Origin of the sequence: Paenibacillus sp. FSL E2-0201, assembly GCF_037963325.1 — a bacterium.
Classification (GTDB): domain Bacteria; phylum Bacillota; class Bacilli; order Paenibacillales; family Paenibacillaceae; genus Paenibacillus_AQ.
The window spans coordinates 4,635,792-4,661,013 of record NZ_CP150154.1 but is presented as its reverse complement, the minus strand read 5'-3'; the positions used below and the strand labels follow the sequence as shown (position 1 = coordinate 4,661,013).

Below are 25,222 nucleotides of genomic sequence, written 5' to 3'. Positions count from 1 at the left end.
CATGGAACACCGTAAAGAACGGATAGATGTATTGCTTGTTGAGCAAGGTTTTTATGAAAGCCGTGAGAAAGCTAAAGCAGCCATTATGGCAGGGCTGGTGCTAGCGGATGAGGAACGCATTGAAAAGGCTGGTATGAAGGTGTCGCGGGAGGCTACCCTTAAGGTTAAGGGCTCTGTACATCCTTATGTCAGTCGTGGGGGCCTAAAGCTGGAGAAGGCTCTTCGCCAATTTAATATTGATCTTTCGGGACGGACCATGTTAGACATCGGTGCTTCTACTGGAGGCTTCACGGATTGTGCACTTCAGAATGGAGTAAGCCATGTGTACGCGATAGATGTTGGTTATAATCAGCTGGATTGGTCGCTGCGTAATGATGAACGCGTTAGTGTTATGGAACGTACGAATTTCCGATATATGACGCCTCCAGATTTGGTGGGTCCGATCCCGGATTTTGCGAGTATTGATGTTTCGTTTATCTCCTTAAAAATAATTCTTCCACCGCTCAAAGCGTTGCTTAAGCGCCCGGCGGATATTGCCGCGCTGATTAAGCCGCAGTTTGAGGCGGGGCGGGAGAAGGTTGGTAAATCAGGTGTGATTCGTGACTCTGCTGTCCATAAAGAGGTATTGATTAATGTACTGACCATGGCGGCAGAGCTGGGTTACCAGCTACAGGGATTAACCTTTTCACCGATTACAGGTGGGGAAGGGAATATCGAGTTTCTTGCTCACTGGAGACTATCGCCTGAAACTGCGGAAGATGAAGAGGTATTATTACCTTCAGATGCTGTCTCATCAGTCATATCAGTGGAGGATTTCCCATCTCTTGCGGATGAAGTGATTAAGCAGGCTACGGGTACTTTTAATGTAAATTCAACTCATGGAAACTCATCGCGCCGGTGAGTTTCTTTTTCCATATGGTCAAGTCAGTGAAATCGAATATACGGAAAGCTCCTAAAAAGCCTGCGCAGAAGAAGGAATTAGCAAGGCTTCACGCGAATAAATCACCGAGGTGATTGATAGTGGCGGGTAGCTCTGACAAGGTCGTCATGGCGTTTATTGGAGTAGCATTATCGATTTTTATAATTTATCGGATATATATATGGCTGCAAAGTTCTCCGCGTTCTTTCATGAAGGATCAGATCCCGTTTAATAAAGTGATTATTCCTCACCCTTCTATAGACATACTAGAGGATGAAGGGTATGAGGTCGTTGGAGGGAAGCTCAAAATCCCGTTGTCCTTCAACGTAAACGGGGCGCAGATGTATAGCCGGTTATTTATAGATTATGTGGCGACTAAGGAAGAAGGATCAATATATTTGGTCATCCTTTCCAGACCACGCAAACCTTTAGATTTCACAGGAAGTGGCTTACGGGATACCTTGCTTCCGTACTTACTGATTTATCCGGAATGCAGCGGAGTTCTGTATGTTAATGTTGCTGCGGGATCTATTCAAGTGATTAGGCTCGGCAGGGATGACGGAGAATCAAACTGAGTCCATATTTAAATAGGTGTATGCTTCCGAAGTAGTTTTGCCGAAGCTATTCAGGGTGCATCGCTTACAAAACTAAGTCCATGCTTCCGATGTAGTTTTGTCGCTGCTAATCTGGAAGTGTCGCTTACAAAACTTTTAGGAGGCAACAATGAAGGGACAACGACATATTAAGATACGCGAGATTATTACGCAAAAGGATATCGAGACACAGGACGAGCTGGTAGAAGCTTTGCGTGAATCTGGTTTCCAGGTTACTCAAGCGACTGTATCTCGGGATATAAAAGAGCTATTGCTTATTAAGGTTCCTATGGATGATGGAAGATACAAATATTCACTTCCAACCGATCAACGGTACAATCCAATCCAGAAGCTGAAGCGAGTTCTAGTGGATAATTTTGTACAGATCGATTCATCGGCTAATCTTGTGGTGATGAAATGCTTACCGGGGACGGCTAACTCAGTGGCAGCTTTGATTGATAATATTGACTGGCCACAAATTATGGGGACCATCTCTGGTGATGATACCATTCTTATTATTTGCCGTCAGCCTGAGGACAGCAAGACCGTGATTTCGCAAATTATGGGTTATATTTCTTAAAATATAAAAAGTATTAACATCATTCTATCAAATTCTTATCATCTTCTCGGAGGTGCTCTATTAGTGTTAGAAACCTTGTCTATTCGCAATCTAGCCGTCGTTGAGGCGGTAGATGTGCATTTTTATCCTGGCTTCCATGTGCTTACAGGGGAGACTGGGGCAGGTAAATCCATTATTATTGATGCGCTTGGACTGATTGCCGGAGGCCGCGGTTCCGCGGATTCTATTCGTTACGGCTGTGAAAAAGCAGAGATGGAAGCGCTCTTCAGCCTTCCCAGCGGTCATCCTGTCTGGGATACTTTGGAGCGCCTTGGCATTGAGGCCCAGCGTGAGGAGCATCTTATTATACGTCGTGAGCTTACCTCTCAGGGGAAAAGCACATCACGCGTAAACGGACAAATGGTCAATCTTACGATGCTTCGTGAAATTGGCGAGCAGCTGGTGAATATTCATGGACAGCACGAACACCAAAACTTATTGAAGGCAGAACGACATTTGGGACTGCTGGATACATACGGAGAACCTATAATCGGGCCGCTTAAAGCGGTATATCAGGAAAAGTATTCCGCCTTTGCAAAAGTGGAGAAAGAGCTCCGAGAGCTGCAGGAATCCAGTCAGAAGGCATACCAAATGCTTGATTTATATCGTTTTCAGTTAGAAGAAATTTCATCTGCTGCATTAAAACCGGGAGAAGATGAATTACTTGCCGAAGAACGGGTCAAACTATCCCACAGTGAGAAAATGATGGATTCCGTATCCGGTGCATATGAGCTCCTCTATGATAGACAAGGCTTAGAATCCATCGGTAATGTCATTTCAAGGCTCGAGGATGCGGTTCGTTACGATGAAAAGGGTCTTAAATCCGTGCTTGAGCAGTTGCAGTCCTCTTATTATCAACTGGAGGATGCTGCATTTCAGCTTCGTGATTACCGCGAAGAGATTGAGTTCAACCCACAGCGACTCGAAGAAATCGAGAACCGTCTTGATTTAATCACCGGACTTCGCCGTAAATACGGAGATAGTGTAGAACAGATTCTGGCTTATTATGAACAAATCCATCGGGAAACCGATCTGCTTGAGAATAAAGATGAATATCTGGAGAAGCTGACGACCAAACGCGATGCATTATTAGCTGTGTTGATGGAAGCAGCTGCTGAATTAAGTGAAGCACGGAAGCTGTGTGCGTCTGATTTGGCCACGCAAGTGGAAAGTGAGCTTAAAGATCTTCAGATGGAAAGAACCTCGCTACAGGTTAAATTAGATACGCTGGAGGACCCACGTGGTGTTGAATATAAGGGTCGGCGTATACGTCTCACAAGACAAGGGATCGACAGTGCGGAATTTATGATTTCCCCTAACCCTGGCGAGCCGTTAAGACCTCTTGGCAAAATTGCCTCGGGTGGTGAGTTGTCGCGTATTATGTTGGCAATGAAGAGCATTTTTGCGCGTCATGATGCAATTCCAGTTCTGATTTTTGATGAGGTGGATACCGGTGTGAGTGGTCGAGCTGCTCAATCCATTGCAGATAAACTGTATAAGCTGTCCTCCACCTGTCAGGTGTTCTCCATTACGCACTTACCGCAGGTGGCTTGTATGGCTGATCATCAGTACTTAATCCGCAAAAAGGTTGAGGACGGAAGAACCATGACTGAAGTGGAATCACTCTCGAATGATGGACGTGTAATGGAGCTGGCCCGAATGCTGGGTGGGGTGGAAATTACCGAAAAAACATTGCACCATTCGCAGGAAATGCTCAATTTGGCTGAGGCCAGTAAGGCTGCAACAAGCTAAGCGGAACAATGATTGACAGTAATAAAAGCCTGGGGGCAAGGTTATCTTATAGGTACGCAATTGGCGACCACCTTTTTCGTCAAGCGAAAGAAGCAAAAGGGAGCGTGACAGCCATTGAAGCCTAACCTCAGGAAGTTAATGCCAGGCCTTTTATTTGCCTTCTTTCTTAGTTTATCGGGCATAACGGGAACCCACCAAAGTTTTGCCGCACCATTGAACAGTGAGCCTGCCAAGGTGACTGCGCAAGGAATGAAACCGGAACTGAAGGTGATCCCGGGAGGTCAAACGATCGGAGTGAAAGTGAAATCAGCAGGTGTTCTGGTTGTAGGACATCATCTGATTGAAGTATCCGAGAAATCTAAGCTTTCCCCAGGTGAAGTCAGCGGATTGGTACCGGGTGACTTAATGATCTCCATTGATGGAGAGAAGTTGGACGAGTTATCTAAGGTGGCCAAGCTTGTGGATCGCGCCGGAAAAGCGAATAATTCTCTGACGATTGTCTTTAAACGCGCTGGGAAAGAGCATACAGCCAAGCTCAAACCCGCGTATGATATTAATGACAAAGTCTGGAGGCTAGGCCTGTACATTCGAGATTCTGCAGCGGGTGTCGGTACATTAACTTTTTATGCCCCGAAACAGGGTGTCTATGGAGCTTTAGGACATGTAATTACGGACATGAATACAGGAACACCAATCGTTGTTGGCAGCGGTCATATCGTTCAGTCCAGTGTAACGTCGATATCTAAAAGCCAAGATGGCGATCCTGGTGAGAAACGAGCTCATTTCTTGAAAGAAAGCCAAGTACTTGGCAATGTTGAGAGCAATACAGATTTTGGTATCTTCGGTAAAATGAATCGTAATCCTGAGCATAGTCTTTATAAAGAACCTATTCCTGTGGCGATGAGCAATCAAGTCAAGGAAGGGCCTGCTGAGATTCTAACCGTGGTAGATGGACAGCAGGTGGAACGGTTTAATGTTGAGATCATTCATGTGGCACATCAGCAGACACCAGCTACAAAGGGTATGGTAATTCGTATTACAGATCCTCGACTGATCGATAAGACTGGTGGTATCGTTCAAGGGATGAGCGGAAGTCCAATCGTTCAAAATGGACGGCTCATCGGCGCAGTAACACATGTATTCGTAAATGATCCTAAGTCCGGATATGGCTGCTTCATCGAATGGATGCTTAAGGATTCTGGTGTAACGCTACAGGAGAATAGGTATCCATTAAATCTTAAGGCGGTTTAGCCTTAAGATTTTTTTGTCGAAGGATTACGAAGATCATCGAACTTTGAAATAAAATATTTAATTATAATCCATGCCAGAAAAAAAATAAAGAAAAATAATTTTCGACAGAAGGGAATTCAATCTCCATGTCGAAAATGTTAAGAGACAAGAAAAAAATGTTATTTTCGAATAGCAGATATAATTAAGGAGGAAGCAGCCAGTGCAGAATATTGAAGTGTTGTTGGCCGATGATAACAGGGAGTTTACGAATTTGCTTTCCGAATACATTTCTGAACAAGAAGATATGACGGTAACGGGTATCGCCTACAATGGTGAAGAAGTGCTTCAAATGCTCAGCGAAGCACGCAAAGTTCCCGATGTCCTTATTCTTGATATCATCATGCCACATTTAGACGGTCTGGGTGTCTTGGAACGTCTGCGTGATATGGATCTGAATCCTCAACCGAAGATCATCATGCTGACCGCTTTTGGTCAGGAGAACATCACTCAAAGAGCTGTACAGCTTGGTGCATCCTATTATATTTTGAAACCGTTCGATATGGAGGTCCTGGCAAATCGTGTACGTCAGCTTGTAGGGGTCCAAGGCAGCATGAGCTCATCCTCTAACATGTACAACTATTCGTCGACGTCCAGATCGAATGTAGTGCCGCTTACGAAGGGCAAGAATCTTGATGCTAACATTACCTCGATCATCCATGAAATCGGTGTTCCAGCACATATCAAGGGCTATCAGTACCTGCGCGAAGCGATCACTATGGTATATAACAATATCGAGATCCTAGGTGCGATTACAAAAACGCTCTATCCAGCCATTGCAGAGAAATTCAAGACCACCCCTTCACGCGTTGAACGCGCGATTCGCCATGCGATTGAAGTGGCTTGGACCCGTGGCAACATCGACTCCATCAGCCATCTATTCGGCTATACGATTAATATCTCCAAATCTAAGCCTACTAACTCGGAATTTATTGCCATGGTAGCCGACAAGCTGCGGATTGAGCATAAGGTTAGTTGAAAGGGTTAGGGGCAGTGCGTGGTAAGTAATTTTGGGTTGATGGTAGGTGTTTAGGCTAAAACAATTTTGCCGATAAACTTCTTTTTAGGTAATTTAAAACCAATCAATTTCTTCTTTGTATATGTATAAATTTCACTCCTTTATTGGGTTCGGTAAATCCAATGGAGGAGTGTTTGTTTATGACTGATTTTGAATTTTAGATTGATAATTTTTATGTTGTAGTATATCTACAAACACAATTAAAATCACTGATGTAATAGTATTGAAAATGAAATAACAAAGAATGTTTGTGAAAAAATTGAGAACAAAAATTATCAGGAAAATCAAAAAAAAGCTCAGTGTAGAAAGTTTAAAACTTGTTCTTGGACAGTTTGATACATCGAGGATGAACAGTTAACTTTCTTCAATAGAGTTGATTATAGAGATTCTAATGGAACAATTTAGCATCTGATAAAACAAATATTTAATTTAGAAGGAGACATATGAACTTGAAAAAATAGTGGGAGTGTGAAATGTGGAAAAAATATTATTGGTTTGTATTATGATAATGTTGATGCTAGCATCGGCTTGTGGAAATATTGAAATGACATCAAATCCAAATACTTCTAGTGAGACTAAACCTGAAACGGATGAGTCTATTATTCCAAAAAACACATCCGTATATTGTGATCAAGAAAGTATAAATTTGGATAGTGAAGCTGAAAAATATATCTATGGAACTTGGGAAGTTGAGAAGCTTTTAGGATTTGCAAATTCATATAATGATGCTTCTGAATATCCAACAGGGCAAAAATTTATTGGAGATGAAATTATCATCAAAAAAGACTTTTTTTCATCAAAAGGACTTAAAAACTATAGTGTTTATCAATATGAACTAAAAAAACCATTATATGAGATTACAGCGACATGTTATAACTCTGACTCTTTTTATAGATTATATAAAATAGATATCCCAGACTTAAATATAAATGATGTAGTAAAAGTAATAAATATAAGTGACCCTTCTACAAACCTTGGAATACCTTTAAGTTTTTTTGTTGTTAATAACGATAGGCTTATCTTGTTATCAGAGGCAACTATTTTTGAGCTTGAAAAAATTACTGATTAAATGAATGGGATTCTGAAAATACCCGTATCAAATCAATGCAGCAAAAAGACACTGAGATCTTATTCATCAGTGCCTTTTTTGTAGACATTTTCCCACCAGAGGGTTGTAGTTTAAAGCAGCTTAATCAGCTCTTCTAGCTCGTCAACCATACCTTTTGCAAGTTCAAAATTATTGTCTTTTAAAGCTAATTCTATTTTCATTTCAACTGTTTTTTTATTTTGTTCATTTTCTAAATAGTCTTTATCAAAATGACTGGCATAAATCATCTTTCTGAATTTTCGCATACTCATTTTTCTAATCGTCTTATCGTCAATGATTAATACATAATCCATGCCATTTACTACAGAATAGAAATCATGAGAAATCATGAGAATCGCACCTTTATAATCTTCAATGGCTTTCTCCAGTGCGATTTGTGTATAGGTGTCTAAATGACTTGTCGGTTCATCAAGAAGCAATAAGTTTGCTTTGCTAGCAGAAACTTTTGCCAATTGCAGTATGTTTTTTTCGCCACCAGATAAAGATTCTATCTTTTGATTAAGAATTTCTCCTTCAAAACCATAGTTTGAAAGATGTGCTCTAATCTCGTCATAAGTTGCAAACCCAGCATCGATGAAGTCTTCTAGTATGGTATTAGAATCCTTTAGCACTTCGTCTTGAAGCTGAGAAAGATAAGCCACTTTAACATCATCATGTATTTTAATTGAATCATGATTATTTTTAAAGATATCTCGAAGTAAAGTCGTTTTCCCGGTACCGTTTGGACCGATAAGGGCTACTTTATCTGTAGGTTTCATCTCAAAGTTAACATTTTCTAAAATCAACTCATCAAAGGAAACACTATAATTATTCACATTTAAAACAGTGATGTCTTCTTCAATTTCATTGTCCACACCAAAACTGATTTCCGGTTGCTTAATATCAACGAATGGCGCTTTAATTTTTCGCGCTTCCAATCTTTCTTGAAACTTAACCCTAGCTTTTAACGCTCTTCCTCTAGATGCTTCTGAATTATAGGTTGCGATCGCTCTAAGATTATCAATAATGTCATCGTATCTCTCAATTTCTTCTTGTTCAGCGACTGCGATTTCTTGTAGCTCAATTTTTGTCTGAAGTAATGAGAAGTTATACTCAATATATCGCCCATCGAACTCTTGGATCTCCATGTTTTCAAGGTGTATAATTTTGTTAAAACAATGATTCAATAGATAACGGTTATGCGTAACAACTAACAATATTCCTTTGTGAGCATTAATAAGATTTTTAAGTGCATTTAGGTTTTCAAAATCTAAAAATACATCGGGCTCATCCATAATCATTAAGTCTGGACGAGTCAGCATTTCCTTCATCACTTGAATAAGCTTGAATTCCCCACCGCTTAGGTCGGATACCTTAGCATCTTTTAGCTTCAAAAGGTTGGCTAAATTTAGTTTCTTATTAATATTGCTTTCAAAATCATTTCCATCCATTAAATCAAAGGCATCTAGAGCTAATTGATACTTTTCGAGTAATGAATCAATATCTGATGATGTTTCCATTTCAGAGAGAATAGTTGTTATTTCATTTTGTATCTTAATAAATTCTTCTCCTATATATTCAAAAACGGTTGTTTCTTTACTTCTGTCTACTTGTGAGAACTGACTTACATATCCAATTTTGCAGGTTGGGTCAATTTCTAACTTGCCTTCGAACAAATATTTTTCTGGATCCATCAGTATATCGATCAGTGTACTTTTACCACTGCCACTTGTTCCTATAAAAGCGCAATGTTGTGCCTCTTCAAGCGTAAATGTAATGTTTTTATATAGTTCTTTTTGCGGAAATGAGAAGGATAAGTTATCAACTTTTATCATAGTATTACCTTTCTTTATACAGAATTAGTAAATATGAATAGAAGGATTGAAGATCATAAATTTTGAGTTTACCGTTGATAGAGTAACACTGTTTACAGCTAACATCAATCATTTCGAATTAAAGTTGTTCGTGAAATCGAAAAATCCAACTTAGAACAATTGGATCACGCCTGTCCAGATGGCGTTTTATAGCTAGATTACATATGGCCAGTAGTTGAGTTGGCTGTGGCAGAGTCTCTTAGTATATCTTTCATGTTACGAATATATTGGTTATAATTGGAAGAATGATAAGCTCAGGAGGTTCGTAGATATGAAGAAGAAAATAGTAGGGATTGTAGCAGCGGCGCTGTTACTTGGTGGTTCAATAGGATTCTCAGCAAGCTCGTCTTTAATTGGCGCTAAAGTTTCCGGAATGTATACTATAAAACAAGCCGGAAAGAAGATTGCAGATGCAATTGTAGTAAATAACTCGGCCTACGTACCTGTGCGCACGATGTCCGAAGCGACGGGAGTAGGGTTGACGGTTGAAGGAAAGACGATAATATTGGAGAGTAAGGAGACTGAGAAGGCGCTGAAAGCAAGTATTGCAGCGGCTAAACTCCGGGAAAGATTAGCAGGGGCAGAATCAAGCGTTCAAGTTCTCAAAGAAGCCATCCAACTGGCGGAAACTACTGCGGCCGACCTAACAAGCGCAGCAGACCAAGAGGCTCAAAGAAACTATATCGCCGAGTTGAATAAACGTGTTGCCTTCATGGAAACAGAAATTGCGCAGCTCAAGGAGCAGCTCGGCGAATAATAAATGAATAATGATGAAGAGTCCCGCCGTTACTGATGCGGCACGTTCGACGATGAAATTGGCCGTGCACTTGCGGATTAACGCCCAGTGAAATGTCCGACATAGGCGTAGATAGTGGCTGAAACAGTAGCAAGTAAATAAATTTTCTTAGCGATTCTTCAATGATCTGAAGAATCGTTTTTTTGTAATGACGGAGAGTTTGTTTTCTTCGAACAAATGGATAATAATAAAGGAATGAGCTAGGCTAATCGCATGACATCGTTTTTATAAACTACATAACTTTATACCCTAAAAGCGAGGCGTAACGAAATGAATACATCTGAGTTTCAACAGTATGTGAAGAAGTTCAGTGAAACCAAAGGTTTTGACACGAGCTCCATTGAGCAGAGAATGCTGTACTTAATGACTGAGGTGGGGGAATTGTCCAAAGAGGTGTTATCCGTATCCTTCGACCCCGGTGCAGAGAAGAAAGAAAACTTGGGATTTGAGATGTACGACGTGGTGTGGAATATTTTTGATCTGGCCAATAAGCTGGATATTGATTTGGATCAGGCATTTAAACGTAAGCTGGAAATTAATGAACAAAGAACATGGGAGTAGCATAAAAAAATCCAAGGACATCCCGCGCGGGGAGCCTTGGATTTTTTATTTATCATTTTTATTTAAATGAAGCATAACCTTCATCCGCCATAACAACACTACCGTTAATTGCGCTAGCTTCTGGCAAGGAGAGCAAGTAGACGGTATCAGCAACTTGTTCAGGTAGCGTTAATTTGTTACCCATGACTTTGCTCTTCATCTCATCGACCATTCCTTGGTCTTTATATCCTTGGATAATTGGGGTATCTACAGCACCTGGAGCAACGGCGAGTACGCGGATACCGTGAACGGACATTTCAAGTGCTGCCGATTTGGTCATCATTATGACCGCACCTTTGGAAGCGTGATAAGCGAATGTACCTGGGGAAGCCAGGAATCCAAATACAGAGGCAGTATTGATGATGACACCTTTGATGCCGAGTTCACGCATTTTTTTACCTGCCGCAATAATACCGTGGGCAACACCGTGCTGATTGACATTAATAACACTATGATAATCCTTAAGGTCTTGGTCTAGTACAGGAGTGACGCGGCCGATTCCGGCATTGTTGAACATGACGTCAATTCTTCCATAAGTGGTAACGGTCTTTTCAACCAGTGCTTCAACCTCTTCATATTTTGAAACATCGGTTTTGACGAAAATCGCTTCGCCACCATCCTTGATGATCTGTGCTACTGTTTCTTCACCTAATTGTTGATTGAAATCGGCAACGACCATTTGGTCACCTTTACTTGCGAATTTAATAGCGGTTTGTTTCCCGATTCCACTGGCTCCACCTGTTATTACGGCTACTCTTTTGTCTGTCATTTGTGATTCCTCCTCGAGAAATATAGTTATACTAGAAATATAGGTTCATATGGTGAAAAGGTTATTTACTAACTTATTTATATTGTAACACTAGTCCAAATTAATTAAAATTTAAGTAAATTTAATAGGTATTAAGTAAATATTAAGTTAGGGAGTGATTCAAATGAATTTAGAGCAATGCGAGAATATCGTAGAAGTCGCAAAGATTGGTTCACTAACAAAAGCCGCTCAGAATCGTCATATCACCCTGTCTGCGATAAGCCAATCTATAACACTGTTAGAAGCGGAGCTGGGAGTTACTTTGTTCATTCGTTCGCGAGGCCAAAAAGCAGTTCCCACAGCAGAAGGACAGGCCATAATCAGCAAAGCAAATGAAGTCCTAATGAAAGTTAATGAATTAAAAGCTGAAGCACAGATTTACAGTGATACGTTAAGCGGTCATTTGAAGATTGCTGCAATTCCGGGACCTATGCATATAATAGTGAAGGTTATTTCTGGTTTTAAGATGGATTTTCCAAATGTGAAAATAGAGATTTTTGAAAAGGGACCTAAAGAGATTTTGGATAATGTGCTTCAGGATGAAGTGGATATCGGACTGATGGTCTCGCCGGAGGGCTTATCAGATCAACATAAAGGGGTCGTATTTGAGAAATTAATGGAAGGAAAGATTGTTGTAGGCGTACATCCTCATTCACCATTAGCTTTAAATACAATGATTACCCCTGAACAGTTAGCAGGTCAGACATTGGTTATATACGATGATCATTACATACAGGACTTTGTGGAGCGATATTTACTGAAGGCTGGGCCGATGAATATCCTTTTTATAAGCAATAATACCCGAGCCATTGAGAATGCAGTTGCGGCAGGACTCGCGATTACGATCGGTATGGATTATTCTTTTATAAAAACATTTGAGGATTCTCAGAAGATTATGAAGACGATCGAGCTGCGATCTTCAGATCAGCATACTCCAGGTTCTATTGTTTCAGCTTCTAAACAAGGCTCAAAAACGGTCCGAAGATTTATCAACAGGCTTAAGCATGAGTTTGAGGAAGGAATCAGAAGAGGTTGAACGTTCATTTCTCCAATGTTGGAGAGCTTGAATTAGGAGAGGATGGAGCGCCCCGAAAAGATTACAAACATCAGTAACCATTCTAAAATATGAATACAAAGCATTACAGGATGTTTAGTCAGGGGAATGATTATGAAATCTAAAATTGCCTTTGCTGACAAAGTGGGAAATGATCCATTCGGTGAATTCTTAATTCAGACTTTGCGTGAAGTTAAAGTGAATACGGATTTGATCGTGAGAGATTCCTCAGTACTAACGACGATGGCTTATGTATCTTTACAAAAAGATGGAGAACGGGATTTTGTGTTTAGTCGTGGCGCGGATGGTAATTTTGGATTGCAAGATGTACCTCTTCATAAGCTGAATGAAGCAGCCGTTGTTCATTTTGGTTCAGCAACAGCGATGTTAGGTGGAACTTATCTTGAAGCTTATTTTGAACTTATGGGCAAAGCACGCCAAGCTGGCCAGTTCGTTTCCTTTGACCCTAACTATAGAGGCAGTTTATGGGGCGACAGAACGGAAGCGTTTATCAGGTTAGCTAAGAAGGGGATCTCAGCGGCTGATTTTGTTAAAGTGTTGTTACAGCTTTCGCGACTGACACATCAAGCAATTGGGAGTCTTACCTTTGCGGTTTGGCAAGACATAATTCATTTTGTTAATCAAGTGGGTGCTATCGTGTGTACGAAGGTAGGCGCTATTGCTGCATTACCTACTTATGAGGAAGTAACGAATTGGAATCAATAATTTTGGGTACCGATTAGAAACCATCAAGCGCTGGCCGCTTGATGGTTTTTTATTTGTGTCCAGCAGGGACAAGCTGAAACATGAATTTGATGAATGGATTAGAAGAAGTTAACAGTATGCCTTGGTAAATTTTATTTAACCTTTACACTTCCTAGTTAATATAAACCCTATGATGTTGTCCAAGCTCAGATCGTCATTAGGACAGCCAAGTGGGGAGGATGTCAACACAGTGAGAAGGTATTTAAGGCAAATTAATGTGGTAGTTATTTTTGTTTTGTTGATTTCGTTGTTGCAGCCGGGGGCATTTGTTCGCGCTTCCATTTCTGATTTACCTGCTACAGAATATGGTACTGTTATTGATGTTCGTAAGACGGAGCTGGCACCTGGGGCGATGTATACCTGGATGGATCTTCAAAATGAACGCGGTTTGCAAAAGGTTCATGCTGTCGAGTTTAACCCGCAAAATGCTAACTTAGAGCTGCGGGCGGGCACGAAGGATGGAAAGGTTTATGGCATGAAGGGTGTAACGGAAATGGCATCATATGCGGATGCGCCTGGAAACCGTGTAATAGCAGGGGTTAATGGTGATTTTTATGAAATCTCCGGTTTTGCCACGGGTGTTCCTAACGGATTGTTTATGGATGAGGGTGTGATTCTGAACAGTTCGATCTCAGCTTTTACCTTCGGTTTAAAAGAAGACGGCAGCTCGATTTATGGTGTGCCGAAGTTAACTAAAAACATTACGATAAACGGAAAAACGACTAATTTAACCAGTATCAACCGTTATCGAAATACAAATGAGCTGGTTCTCTATACGGAAAATTATAATACAACTACAAAGTCGACCAATGAGGGTGACGAGGTTGTTCTAGATATTGTCGAAGGAGAAGTGAAAAGCGGTCAGACCTTGAAGCTGAAGGTGTCTGAAATCCGTAACAATCAAGGCAATACGCCGCTTTCCCAAGGAAAGGTGGTTTTGTCTGCTAATGGGACGTCTCGTGCCCTTTTGCAGGGGTTATCGGTTGGTGATAGTGTTACTGCAAGCTTTGCGCTAAGTGGAGAATGGAATGAAGTCAAGGTAGCTATTGGCGGTGAAGGACCGCTGGTGAAGGACGGAGTAGTTCAACAAGGTGTAGGGCCTTTAGGTATTCATCCACGTACTGCCATTGGTACAAAAGCGGATGGAAGCATCGTTCTTTTCGAAGTAGATGGAAGATCACCGGGCTTTAGTGAAGGCGTAGATACCGATGAACTGGGAAAAATAATGAAAGATATGGGCGTTATTAACGCCATGAATCTAGATGGTGGCGGTTCGTCTACCTTTGTTGCTAGAATGCCAGGTACTACCGGCGTTAAAATGATGAACCAGGGCTCGGATGGCTACGAACGAAAAACCGGCAACGGTTTGCTTATCGTCAACACAGCTCCTGAGCAATCTGCAGCTTCTAAGCTGGTTGTGCAGCCGAATACGGAACGTATTTTGCAAGGCTCAACCTTTGCATTCAAAACCGCAGGCGTGGATGAGAATGGACATCCAGCTCCGTATTCAGGAACGGTGAATTGGCAGGTGGATGACGGTCTTGGAACCATTGACGGAAATGGAGTCTTAACAGCAGGAACCTCCGCCGGAACCGGAAAGGTGACTGTAGAAGCTGGTGCGGTCAATGGCAGCGGCGAAATCGAAGTGGTGGATAAGCTCACAGAGCTTAAATTTCCTGATGTAATCAAAACGTATTCTTCAGGTGCTACTGCACCATTGACCATAAAAGCTCTTCGGAATGGACAGGTTATTCAAGCAGATAATCATAGCTTCGAGTGGCGAGTTGAAGGCGAGATAGGGACAGTGGACAAGAATGGTCTGTTTCAAGCGACGAGCGAGAACGGAAAGAATGGTAAGATTATCGCTAAATACGGCAATGTAGAGACATCATTTGAAGTTAATGTTGGATTACCGCCAGTAATGCTGGAGGATTTTGAGAGTGGAATCAATAAATATGTAGCTTCCAGCGCAGCTGCCAACAGTGTGAAGCTTCTTGAAGTAACAGATCAGGATTTTGTCCGCAGTGGGGATAAAGCCTTGAAGCTGGAATATGATTTTGTGGGGAAGACAGGTACATCTGGAGCATATGTAGCTGCGAGTTCAACCGAAAATCGAATTCAAATTCCGGGTTATCCTGAGAAAATCAGTATGTGGATTTATGGAGATGGCAAAAAGCACTGGCTGCGAGGACAGATTCGTGATGGCAATAATGCAGCCGTGCCTGTGGATTTTACGGATCAGGTGAACGGTGTGAACTGGACCGGATGGAAATACGTTGAAGTCTCCGTTCCCAAGGGAAAAGCCACACCTTTAACGATGGATATGCCTGTTCGCTATATGGAGACCAGTAATCTTAATAAGAGCGAAGGTGCTATTTACGTAGATGATATTCGCGCCATTTATGGTCCGCTAGAGGAAGATAGAACACCTCCAGTCCTTAAAGATGCTTATCCTGGTGTGAACGAAATTGTAAAAACAGCTACGCCAACCCTTTCTATCAATGGTGAGGATGATGGTTATGATCCTGTAGCCCATCCAGGAACGACCTTAATTGATCCTGCAAAGACTCGGGTTTTTGTAGATGATCAATTAGTAGAGCATGGATTTTATCCACCAAAGGGACAAATTACTTATAAACCTAAGATTCCGCTAACTGAAGGTAGACATAAAGTAAAAGTAGCTATTCGAGATATGAGCGGTAATCAGACGATAAAAGAATGGTATTTTACTGTGAATCTAGGATCACCATTCTATGTATACAAAACGCCAGAAGTAGTATACGCCGGCAGCACATACACTTTGGATGTAACCGCGGAGAAGGCTAACAAGCTGAAGGAAGGAAATCTTACGTTTGCTTTTAATCCTGCTGCAGTTAAAGATTTGCAGGTGATTCGGGGGAGTAAGGTAACGGAAGCTCAAATGGCATCAATTATTGATCCGGTACTGGGAACTGTACGCCTTACCTTAAGCGACATAAATAGCTCTAATCTTGGTGATAAAGATCTCATTGGCCAGGTTCAATACACAGTTCGAAATGATTATTTGGGTCCCTATACACAAGAACAGTTGGCTGGAGACATCAGTAAACTGTTTGTAATTGAGAATACATCCGGTTCTGTAACCTCTACGGAGGGTACGGGAATCCCTATTTCTTTTGTTGGGGCAGCTGTTGAATCTGTGGTGAAGACACAGTTAATGCTCACTTGGAATCATTACGATATAGCCAAAGGCTTTGACGCTTCTTTTTCGGTAAAGGATTTGAGTGGAAATGGCGTTGAGGGAGCTTCGCTACTGATTGATGGTGTGGAGGTACAAGGAGCAGTCTCAGGAGCAAACGGAATACTTTCGACGGCTTCCGTTACTTCTGCAGAAGGAACGTTTAAATTACAGACAGTGAAGGGGAATATCTATAGTCCTGTAATGACATTCAGAGTTGCTCCATACGACGGAACAACTGCTCCGCGGAATGTGAATGTTACGATGGGACTCGATGCAGCAACCTCCCGTCAGTTCACTTGGCAAACCGAACCGTTAACCAGGGACACTATAGTTGAACTTGTGAAAAAAGCAGAGTTTACGAGCTTTCAAGCCGCGAATGTAATAAAAATAACCGGCAGCAGTTCGATCTACAACACTAACAATGACGGAACAATGCGAGTTCATAAAGCGGAGGCAGTAGGGCTTACTCCTGGAACGGAATATGTATATCGTGTGGGGGATGGCAAGTTAGATGTAAGTGCGCAAGGAACCTTCGTTACAAGCGGGGGGGAGAGCACTTCTACAAAATTCCTGTTCATCGGTGATTCCCAAGCTGACTCGAAAGCAGGTTTTGGTCTTTGGGGAAATACGATTCAGGCTGCTTTTGCCTACATGCCAGATGCAGAGATGCTAGTTCATGCAGGTGACATGGTGGATAAAGGATTTGAACAAGAGCAGTGGAATTGGTGGTTCGATGCTGCGCAGCAACAGCTCCTGAATACCACACTTGTCCCGATTATCGGGAACCATGAAGTGATGGGAACGAATGGAGACGGGGATTACCTAGCACAATTCAATAATCCGCAAAATGGAACAGCGAGTGTGAAAGGTACGAACTATTCCTTTGATGTGAAGGATACTCACTTTGTGGTCATGAATACAGAACATTCAGGTAGTCCGTTTGCAGAACAGGCAGAGTGGCTGGATCAGGATCTTTCAGCTACAGATAAAAAGTGGAAGGTGATCTTCTTCCATCAAGGTCCCTACGGCAGCATCTACTCCAATGAGCAGGTGCAGGCAAAGTGGGTACCAGTGTTTGATAAGCATAATGTGGATCTTGTTATGAATGGCCATGATCATATTTACTTACGAACTTTTCCGATGAAGGATGGTAAGCAGGTAGCGGAAGGCGAAGGTACTCGATATGTGATCGGAGGTTCCTCGGGTCCTAAGTTCTATGCGTTGACGCCACGTTTTTGGCAGGAAAAAATATATGATGAAGATGAACAAATTTATACCGCTGTTGAGATTGCCGAGAATGAGATTACGGTTACTGCAAGAACGGTTGATGGTATGGAAATTGACCGTCTAATAATCGGGAAATTTGTTCTAGAATCTATTGCGCTGGATCAAACCACTGTAGAGCTTGAACCTGGTGCTAGCATTCAACTGCAAGCTAAGGTTCAACCAGCACAGGCTAATCATCTAAAAAAGATTTGGTCCATCGTTTCTGACACCACTGAATCAGTGGTCACTGTAAATGAGAGCGGCCTCGTCACAGCATTGAAGCCAGGTATGGCTAAGGTAAGAGTTGCAGTGGAAGGTCACCCGAATATTTATGCGGAGAGTACGATAAACGTAGATGTTCTGCAATCTATTAAGCTTCAGGGCAAAAGAGAGCTTAAACTGGAAGAAGCTGATCAGACGGTAACCGAAGCCGTTTATGCGTCAGGTAAACGTATTCCGATATTAGATGGACTTCATTATTCCAGCTCAAATAAGAATGTTGCTACAATCAACGATCAGGGCTTGATTCAGACTTATAAGGAAGGTACAACAGTAATTGCAGTTACCTATAGAGAGTTCTCCTCGGAGTACAACCTTGTCGTAACAACTGATGTGGCTTCTGAGCTAACAGGAATCGCGATTAAAGGGCCGGATTCGTTGGAGCTGGGTAGTAAAGGCTCTGTTGTCGTTCAGGCTGTGTACAGTGATGGCAGCACGCTAAAATTGATCGAAGGCGTAAAATATGATACTTCCGATCATGACGTTGCCATGATTAGTGAGACAGGAGAACTTCATGCTCTAACTGTCGGTACAACAAAAGTCAGTGCTGTTTATAACGGGTTAAGTACTGAATATGAATTGACAGTGACAGAAGGTTCACCAGGGACGACACCGACACCAGAACCAACACCAACACCGACACCAACACCGACACCAGAACCAGAACCAACACCAACGCCAGGTGGCTGGGTGCCGGGACCTATGGTGACACCAACGCCTACATCCTCACCAACACCGTCGGCATCTGCACAAGTGGGAGTTGTAACGATAACAGAATCTCAGTTGTCAGCGAACAAGAATGCACAAGGTGAAGTTGTGGTTTCCATTGACGAAGTGGTAACGGGAATACTTTTGCCAGGGAATGCAGTTGAACTACTTGGTAGTGCATCCCTCAGAGTGGTTACGAAGGAATTGACGGTTATTATCCCTGTGAGGGTATTGGCGGATCTAAGTAAGCTGAACCCTGCTGGAATCACTGCCGAAAGTAAGATTTCACTTCAATTGAATTCAGTAGCTAGCGATGCAGCAGCGGAACTGATTAATCGTGCGGAAACACTTGCGGGTGCACAATTGAGAGTGATAAGTGATATGCGGGAATGGTCGCTTAGCATGATAACTGAACAAGGAAAGAGCTTCAGGTTAAGTCAGTTTGCAGAGCCGATCACGATTTCATTTAAGGTTGACGCGAATGTAGATCGACGTTTATTAGGAATTTATCACATTGATGATGCTGGTAATCTGGAGTATATGAATAGTAATTGGTTGGAAGGTTATATTGTTGCTCCTATCAGTCATTTTAGTAAATATGCATTATTAGAATACGACAAGGATTTTAGTGATCTGAAATCCGATCATTGGGCATTCCTTACTGTGAAACAGCTCGCAGCTAAGCAGCTTGTACAGGGCGTAACAGCGGATCATTTCGATCCCAACAGATCGGTTACACGTGCTGAATTTACTGCGATGCTAGTTCGCGTACTTGGGCTGAAAGGTCAAACGGAAGCCGTATTCGCCGATGTAGCTTCGGACAAATGGTATGCCGAAGCCGTAGGCTTAGCGAGACAAGCTGGAATTGTTACTGGCCAGAATTCTTTACAGTTTGAACCAGATGCTAAGATTTCTCGTCAAGAGATGGCTGCGATGCTGGCTCGTGCATATGCTTACGCCAAGAAAACAGTAGCTGTCGATAGTATTTACGGTATGGCATTTAAAGATATTGCTGCTACTCCGAAATGGGCTCAAGAGGCTATCAGGGAGGTGCTCAGACTTGGATTGATGCAAGGACGTGGGGAAGGGCAATTTGCTCCGAAACAAAATGGCACTCGTGCCGAAAGTGCACAGATGATCATCAACTTGTTGAATGTTATGGAGTAATGATTTTGGCCAGTCTCAGAAAATTGGGGACTGGCTGTTTTTTGGTCCATTTTTTTTTAGTTTTCGGACTCCACAGTTCTTATTGTCATATTTTTGAACCGGCTCGCCGTATATTTTAATGAATAGCTGCATCTGAGTCCGACAAGTGAGCGAAAAAGCAGAAATCAGATTATTAGGTCTCAACAGTCAGATACGTTTGATTTTCCAACCCGAGAACACAATCCAAAACCTGGAAGACGAACGCCTATTCTTATCCTGTTTTTGTGACAAGAGGGTTATATTGGTTCTTGAATAGTGGGAATTACCCTTCATAAGCAAGTAAATGCTAGGATTAATTGTTATAAGCCAACACAAATTGTTATGTTGTGTTATGATAGTAGGGAGGTGACTCCCATGAATGATTTTGAGAACTATCCCGATGAGCTGGGTAATTTCATTCGGCACATCAGAAAAACGAGAGGGTTAACCTTAAGAGGACTGGAAGAAAAGAGCGGTATTAGCTACTCACAGCTTAGCAAGATCGAACGTGGAGAGAGCATTCCGCTTAAAGACAATCTGGACAAGATCATTGAAGCGCTTGGAACAGATCTGAAGAATCGGATGTATCATTTGGCAGACTATATGCCTGATATTGAATATATCAAGACCTTGAAGCATGGTTATGAACTGCCGCAGCTTAAACAGTCTCAAGACTACATTTATGAGACGGCCTTTAACAAGCTTAAGGAATTCAGGGCAAAGGAAGGTAAAGAAACTTCTTATGTTTCCTTTGATTCTAATGAAGTCATAGTTTATGAAACCGAATATGGGGCAGGAATGGTAATAGAGAAGATTGAGAAATACAATCTTACTGACGTCCTGAACGATAAGTTTGAGGGTTGCCTCGACTCCTTAAGAAAGAGCCCTCGGAAAGGGCGTCAAGCCTTTCTATTTGGCGAGTGGTTACGGGAGTGCGTTTATGAGCTGAAGGAAGAAGAACAGGATCAGGTCATACAAGCGCTCAAAGAATTTACACAATTTAAAGTACAACAAATAAAGGGTGCTTATAAATAATGTATGTTTCATAAATGATCTCAAAAATGAATAATGTTGCCCTTTCTTGCAGCCATCTATTCATCTTGATCCATAAACTAACAACTAAAAATGGTTTGACAGAAAAGGGGATATTAATAATGAAAATTAACATGAAGTTTACCAGCAAGGGAAAAGTCGCTATAGAGAATTTTAATAACGAGGAATTGCTGGAGATCTTCGCACGATACATCAAGACATTATCCAAAAAGTATGATATCGAAGTTGATGTTCCTCTTGACGAGAATCAAAATATTGTTGGTGATGGCGCTGTGATCGCGACTGCTAAAAATGTAAAATGTGATGTAGAAACTTTTTTCAAAGAGCTGGGTAGAGATATTAAAGTTCCATTGAAGAAGAGACTTGGCGGGAAATTGGAAAATGTATTTAAAACTGAAATTACGGAGTAGGGACTATTCTATTTAGATGGAGTAATCCTTGTTTCAAACAAAGAAGGTAGGGCCATTAGAGGCTCTACCTTCTTTATGTTGATGAAGTTAACATGAAGACAAACCAGAGAGCACTCGGAGTAGAAGTCATGGGAAATTATATAATTGCGTCATAATAAGTGAATGAATTCGTGTCGGGGATGTTATATTTCTTTAGAATGTATGAGATCTCTACTGTCTAAGATCTCTTTAACAATCTCAATGAAATCTGGTAAAGCTTGTGCCTCAACCGCTAACGCATAGATGTTAAGTAATTCTTCATCAGATATCGATTCAAGAGATGAGGGGCGAGGTGAGGGATGAAAATAGTAATTCATTTGGTTCCTCCATCATATGTTTGTTTTTATTTCGCATTTATCTATATGGTATCATTTGGAATACAATCCGTCCCCTGTCATTCATCTTACGAATTTATCTTTACATCTGAGGATAATTATGGCATAATGTCTTTTTTTGTGCGATTATAGGATGGATTACTTTAAATTTAAATAAATAAAAAAAGATCCCGACATGTAGAGACATGCCGGGATCTTTTTAATCGGAGTCTTTCTTTAGAGTAGATAAGTACTTTTTTAGGCGAGGTTCATTGGACTCCGAAACAGTTGCAAACTGCTCGCCATGATTAAAATAAACGATTTTTCGTTCGGAATCATAGCCTTCGATGTTGTTAATATTGACTACATTGCTGCGGTCAAGGCGTTTAAATCCCTTACCCTCATACGCTGTGAAAAGATCGGAAAGAGTGGTGGGGAGAACAAATTCGCCTTCTTTCGTATGGACGAATATTGTATTCTTATAATTCGAGAAATACAATATTTCTTCCTCCAGAATATCACAGGAGGAACCGTCTTTCTGTAAGACACGCATCTTTTCCCCATCCTTGTTTAATTACTTACGCAATTCTTTTGGAATTTCTGGACTGTGAATGTAAGGCTTGATTATTGTTGCAAAGACAAGAGCGGACATGCCAAGCGCACTAGAAGCAACACGAGCGAGCGTTTTCTTCATCTACTGGACCTCCCCTGTAAAGGAATGATTACTGTTAAGGACTGGATGAAAAAAGCCAGTCCGATGACAGACGAGTTAATCCAAAAATTTGCGAGCACTAACAGGATGGATAACAGTTTCAATCCTAGGTACCAGTCTTTAGAGAGTTGTGCATTTCGATCTGGATTCGGAGCAAATAAGATCATTGAAATCATACTAAATAGATTAATCCAGAGCAAATAACTATGTGTAAGGAATGTAAGATGGGGGATTAACGAACATATGAAAATGGACGTTATATTACAGGCTGTTGCAGTTTTCAAATGGGCTCCGCCAGAACAAATCCTTAGCAATCCAAAACTTAGTAGCGCGATCAATGTTCCCATTAATTGCCCTGTAAAGCCCCCTATTAGAAGGGAAACTGTAATAATGAATAAGGTATTCAAAATAATACTCAGTGCATACTGCATTACTTCTATGGAATGAGTTTGCTCAGGGTTTGTTTTTTTTATGGCCGAAACGATTCTAAATGCTAAATGATTCATAGTCATTTCTGTCCTTTTTATAGGATAAGTACAAATATCCCCATAATATAGCCCCATAACCAATAGGGATTAGAAGAAAATAGCTTGACTGAAAAAATAACGAAACGGAAGCGATTAGAAATAGTGCAGGAAGATTCAGAGTAAATAGTATTTTTTCGCTCGTACTTGGTTTTATTTTTATATCAGGTTTATCGGGTACAAAATCAAATCCTTTACGTTTTCGGCGCATATACACACCAATACCTATGGCAGCCAAAGCTGATAAAACTTGAAGTATAAATATATTGATAGAAACAGAGTTGGAAGAGTCTAAAGGTAACTTGATTACAAAGTTTAAAAAATAATATAGAGAGGTTTGAATCACGGAATATGCTTGATAAGCCATCCCGGTCAGTATGGAGGCATAAAAGGGATGAATTCGGAACAACAGCCACATAAAGAAAAACATTAGTGCATATTGTGAGAAAATATCTAATTGAAATAGGTCATAGTTCGTCCGAAGTGAATAGGAGAAAAAACCCATTACAAAACTTCCGAACACCATCTCCTTATGAAAGAGATCAATTTTGAAGATTTTAAAAGCTAAAAAGAAAATAGCATAGGTTTCTAGTCCTGAAAAAACCATGAAGAGAATAAAATCAAGCATGCCGACACTCCCGATGACTAGTTTAACAAATCTTAATATTGCAAGTATCATACATAATTAACTAAAATACAACTATGAGCACGTGATTTTTCTCCATATTTTTCAAAAAAATTCAATATGTGAGGAGTTTCTACATGGGTCAACGTCCAGAGAGTAGTGAGTATTTAAATGAGCTGTCAAAGTATATCTCTTTAGTACCAACAGAAGGGGAAATTTGTACTATTTTTAGAGAGCAGACGTATGAGATTTGTAGTTTTATTTCGAACCTTACGGAAGAACAAGGAGAGCATCGTTACGCTCCTGACAAATGGAGTATTAAGCAAATGGTCGGCCATCTAGCGGATACTGGAAGAATTATGTCTTATCGTTTATTGCGCGTGGCAAGAGGAGATACAACCCCATTAGCGGGGTTTGAGGAAAAGGACTATGTACTAACCGCAAATTTCGATGCGCACACTTTAGAAAAGCTGCTGGCTCATTACAAGCTTGTCCGAGAGTCAACGCAAGCCCTTTTAGATACTCTGCCGGAAGAAGCGTGGATTCGTATGGGAACGGTTAACAATGGAGCTATCTCCGCGAGAGCGGTGGCCTGCTTAATGATCGGTCATGATCTTCATCATTTGAATATTCTTAAAGAAAGATATCTTGTATAAGCGAGTTAGATATAAAAAAGCATTCCTGAGGCTAACGCGCCTTCGGAATGCTTTTTTAGCTTAAAGAAAATATTGGGGTCCTCCGCAAAGCCTCGCCTTGTGGAGATTTTTTATAGTGGTGGATTCTTGTGACATTTACGGCACACTGGATAGTAGGCTTCGTTGCCACCAATTTGGATTTGCTTACCGCTGTATACAGGCTTACCATTTTCTACTCTTAGAGCCATCGTTGCTTTGCGCTCGCAGAACCAGCAAATAGTCTTCATTTCCTCGATTTTATCAGCATAAATCAGCATGTATTTGCTGCCTTCAAATAACTGGTTTTGGAAATCATTTTTAAGTCCAAACGCCATCACGGGAATGCCTAGTTCATCTACAATCCGTACTAGCTGAAGAATGCAGTCCTTGCTAAGAAATTGACATTCATCAATTAGTACACAGTGGGGTTTGGGCTGGTTACTGCTGACGATATTATAAATATCGGTATTCTCGTCGACGGGTATGGCCTGTTTCCGCAGCCCAATACGGGAGGAGATAAAACCAACTTCGTCCCGATCGTCTATGGATGGAGTGAAAATGAGCACCGATTTCCCTTGCTCTTCATAATTATGCGCAACCTTGAGTATCTCAATAGATTTACCGCTGTTCATTGCTCCGTATTTGAAAAACAATTGTGCCACTTCCATCTATCCTTTCGTATAAGCCAATTATCTAATCTTAAAAATGCGACCTTATTAGAGTATCATATTCGTGTCAGCTGTATCCAGTGAAAACATTGCGATAGATTTGAATGTGGTATGATAAAAGGAATCAAGTGATTGGAAAGGAAGTAATAAGTGTGACTGAAAAAATAGACGAATACAAGGAACGGTTAGCTCTGATTCAGCAAAATGGAAATCTTTCTATCGAGGCTGAGGCTTTGCTGGAAGAGATGATGGCAGATTTGGTGGAATTGAATCGAAGCAATAAAGCGCTGCGGCGGGCAATAATGAAAACTGGGCAGGCCTCCACAATGTCGACTCGTTTAAGGGATGCACTGTACGAATAGAAAAAGAGGGT

At 41.3% G+C, this 25,222-nt stretch carries 23 protein-coding genes; 16 read left to right on the top strand and 7 right to left on the bottom strand.

Annotated features, from left to right (window positions below; genetic code table 11):
- Position 1: 1 nt before the first annotated feature.
- From NSU15_RS21265 to NSU15_RS21235, 7 genes are all read left to right on the top strand, one after another.
- Entirely contained in the window at positions 2–901 is a 900-nt protein-coding gene (locus NSU15_RS21265) for a TlyA family RNA methyltransferase (RefSeq protein ID WP_339287465.1), read from the top strand.
- 146 nt (positions 902–1,047) lie between these two features.
- Positions 1,048–1,494, top strand: a complete 447-nt coding sequence (locus NSU15_RS21260; RefSeq protein WP_094873657.1) for a hypothetical protein — start codon at positions 1,048–1,050, stop codon at positions 1,492–1,494.
- Between the two features lie 148 nt (positions 1,495–1,642).
- On the top strand, positions 1,643–2,092 hold the full coding sequence (gene argR / locus NSU15_RS21255) for a transcriptional regulator ArgR (protein ID WP_042190440.1): 450 nt from the start codon (positions 1,643–1,645) through the stop codon (positions 2,090–2,092).
- 63 nt (positions 2,093–2,155) lie between these two features.
- Entirely contained in the window at positions 2,156–3,883 is a 1,728-nt protein-coding gene (recN, locus tag NSU15_RS21250) for a DNA repair protein RecN (RefSeq protein ID WP_042129799.1), read from the top strand.
- A 138-nt stretch (positions 3,884–4,021) separates the two neighbouring features.
- The gene (gene spoIVB / locus NSU15_RS21245) at positions 4,022–5,134 is read left to right on the top strand and encodes a SpoIVB peptidase (protein ID WP_339287464.1); all 1,113 of its coding nucleotides are present in this window, start codon (positions 4,022–4,024) and stop codon (positions 5,132–5,134) included.
- Between the two features lie 199 nt (positions 5,135–5,333).
- Positions 5,334–6,149, top strand: coding sequence for a sporulation transcription factor Spo0A (gene spo0A / locus NSU15_RS21240; RefSeq protein WP_042129795.1), 816 nt, complete (start codon positions 5,334–5,336; stop codon positions 6,147–6,149).
- Positions 6,150–6,663: 514 nt separating this feature from the next.
- Positions 6,664–7,257, top strand: coding sequence for a hypothetical protein (locus tag NSU15_RS21235; RefSeq protein ID WP_339287463.1), 594 nt, complete (start codon positions 6,664–6,666; stop codon positions 7,255–7,257).
- A gap of 110 nt (positions 7,258–7,367) precedes the next feature.
- Here the strand turns inward: NSU15_RS21235 and NSU15_RS21230 are convergent, their stop codons facing one another.
- Complete coding sequence (locus NSU15_RS21230) at positions 7,368–9,110, bottom strand: ATP-binding cassette domain-containing protein (RefSeq protein WP_042129790.1); 1,743 nt, start codon at positions 9,108–9,110, stop codon at positions 7,368–7,370.
- 310 nt (positions 9,111–9,420) lie between these two features.
- Between NSU15_RS21230 and NSU15_RS21225 the strand changes: the two genes are divergently transcribed.
- Together NSU15_RS21225 and NSU15_RS21220 are read left to right on the top strand one after the other, a co-directional pair.
- Complete coding sequence (locus NSU15_RS21225) at positions 9,421–9,906, top strand: hypothetical protein (RefSeq protein WP_042129788.1); 486 nt, start codon at positions 9,421–9,423, stop codon at positions 9,904–9,906.
- 309 nt (positions 9,907–10,215) lie between these two features.
- Positions 10,216–10,506, top strand: coding sequence for a MazG nucleotide pyrophosphohydrolase domain-containing protein (locus NSU15_RS21220; protein ID WP_042129787.1), 291 nt, complete (start codon positions 10,216–10,218; stop codon positions 10,504–10,506).
- A 58-nt stretch (positions 10,507–10,564) separates the two neighbouring features.
- On the opposite strand, the gene NSU15_RS21215 is transcribed toward NSU15_RS21220, so the two are convergent.
- The gene (locus tag NSU15_RS21215) at positions 10,565–11,314 is read right to left on the bottom strand and encodes an SDR family oxidoreductase (protein ID WP_042129784.1); all 750 of its coding nucleotides are present in this window, start codon (positions 11,312–11,314) and stop codon (positions 10,565–10,567) included.
- A 163-nt stretch (positions 11,315–11,477) separates the two neighbouring features.
- Between NSU15_RS21215 and NSU15_RS21210 the strand changes: the two genes are divergently transcribed.
- The 5 genes from NSU15_RS21210 (at position 11,478) to NSU15_RS21190 (ending at position 21,293) form a co-directional block, all read left to right on the top strand.
- Entirely contained in the window at positions 11,478–12,389 is a 912-nt protein-coding gene (locus NSU15_RS21210; RefSeq protein ID WP_042129782.1) for a LysR family transcriptional regulator, read from the top strand.
- A 132-nt stretch (positions 12,390–12,521) separates the two neighbouring features.
- Positions 12,522–13,133: a PfkB family carbohydrate kinase gene (locus tag NSU15_RS21205; RefSeq protein ID WP_052414676.1), complete on the top strand. Its 612-nt coding sequence runs from the start codon at positions 12,522–12,524 to the stop codon at positions 13,131–13,133.
- Positions 13,134–13,362: 229 nt separating this feature from the next.
- Complete coding sequence (locus tag NSU15_RS21200; protein ID WP_042129780.1) at positions 13,363–19,812, top strand: phosphodiester glycosidase family protein; 6,450 nt, start codon at positions 13,363–13,365, stop codon at positions 19,810–19,812.
- Positions 19,813–20,205: 393 nt separating this feature from the next.
- Positions 20,206–20,865, top strand: coding sequence for a helix-turn-helix transcriptional regulator (locus tag NSU15_RS21195; protein WP_042190416.1), 660 nt, complete (start codon positions 20,206–20,208; stop codon positions 20,863–20,865).
- 119 nt (positions 20,866–20,984) lie between these two features.
- Entirely contained in the window at positions 20,985–21,293 is a 309-nt protein-coding gene (locus tag NSU15_RS21190; RefSeq protein WP_042129778.1) for a hypothetical protein, read from the top strand.
- 182 nt (positions 21,294–21,475) lie between these two features.
- On the opposite strand, the gene sda is transcribed toward NSU15_RS21190, so the two are convergent.
- The 4 genes from sda to NSU15_RS21170 all read right to left on the bottom strand — a co-directional run bounded on the left by sda (position 21,476) and on the right by NSU15_RS21170 (position 23,510).
- Positions 21,476–21,649 carry a sporulation histidine kinase inhibitor Sda gene (gene sda / locus NSU15_RS21185; RefSeq protein WP_081390100.1) on the bottom strand — a complete coding sequence of 58 codons (174 nt, stop codon included), beginning with the start codon at positions 21,647–21,649 and terminating at the stop codon, positions 21,476–21,478.
- Between the two features lie 217 nt (positions 21,650–21,866).
- Positions 21,867–22,199 carry a LytTR family DNA-binding domain-containing protein gene (locus NSU15_RS21180; protein ID WP_052414675.1) on the bottom strand — a complete coding sequence of 111 codons (333 nt, stop codon included), beginning with the start codon at positions 22,197–22,199 and terminating at the stop codon, positions 21,867–21,869.
- A 21-nt stretch (positions 22,200–22,220) separates the two neighbouring features.
- Positions 22,221–22,340, bottom strand: coding sequence for a cyclic lactone autoinducer peptide (locus NSU15_RS21175; protein WP_139328656.1), 120 nt, complete (start codon positions 22,338–22,340; stop codon positions 22,221–22,223).
- 504 nt (positions 22,341–22,844) lie between these two features.
- Positions 22,845–23,510: a hypothetical protein gene (locus NSU15_RS21170; protein ID WP_042129776.1), complete on the bottom strand. Its 666-nt coding sequence runs from the start codon at positions 23,508–23,510 to the stop codon at positions 22,845–22,847.
- Positions 23,511–23,644: 134 nt separating this feature from the next.
- Here NSU15_RS21170 and NSU15_RS21165 point away from each other — a divergent pair, with 134 nt between their 5' ends.
- Positions 23,645–24,163, top strand: coding sequence for a DinB family protein (locus tag NSU15_RS21165; RefSeq protein WP_339287462.1), 519 nt, complete (start codon positions 23,645–23,647; stop codon positions 24,161–24,163).
- A 110-nt stretch (positions 24,164–24,273) separates the two neighbouring features.
- On the opposite strand, the gene NSU15_RS21160 is transcribed toward NSU15_RS21165, so the two are convergent.
- Positions 24,274–24,843 (bottom strand): thymidine kinase, encoded by a 570-nt coding sequence (locus NSU15_RS21160; protein WP_042129772.1) that lies wholly within the window; start codon positions 24,841–24,843, stop codon positions 24,274–24,276.
- 158 nt (positions 24,844–25,001) lie between these two features.
- On the opposite strand from NSU15_RS21160, the gene NSU15_RS21155 reads away from it, so the two are divergent.
- The gene (locus NSU15_RS21155; RefSeq protein ID WP_042129770.1) at positions 25,002–25,211 is read left to right on the top strand and encodes a hypothetical protein; all 210 of its coding nucleotides are present in this window, start codon (positions 25,002–25,004) and stop codon (positions 25,209–25,211) included.
- Positions 25,212–25,222 lie beyond the last annotated feature (11 nt).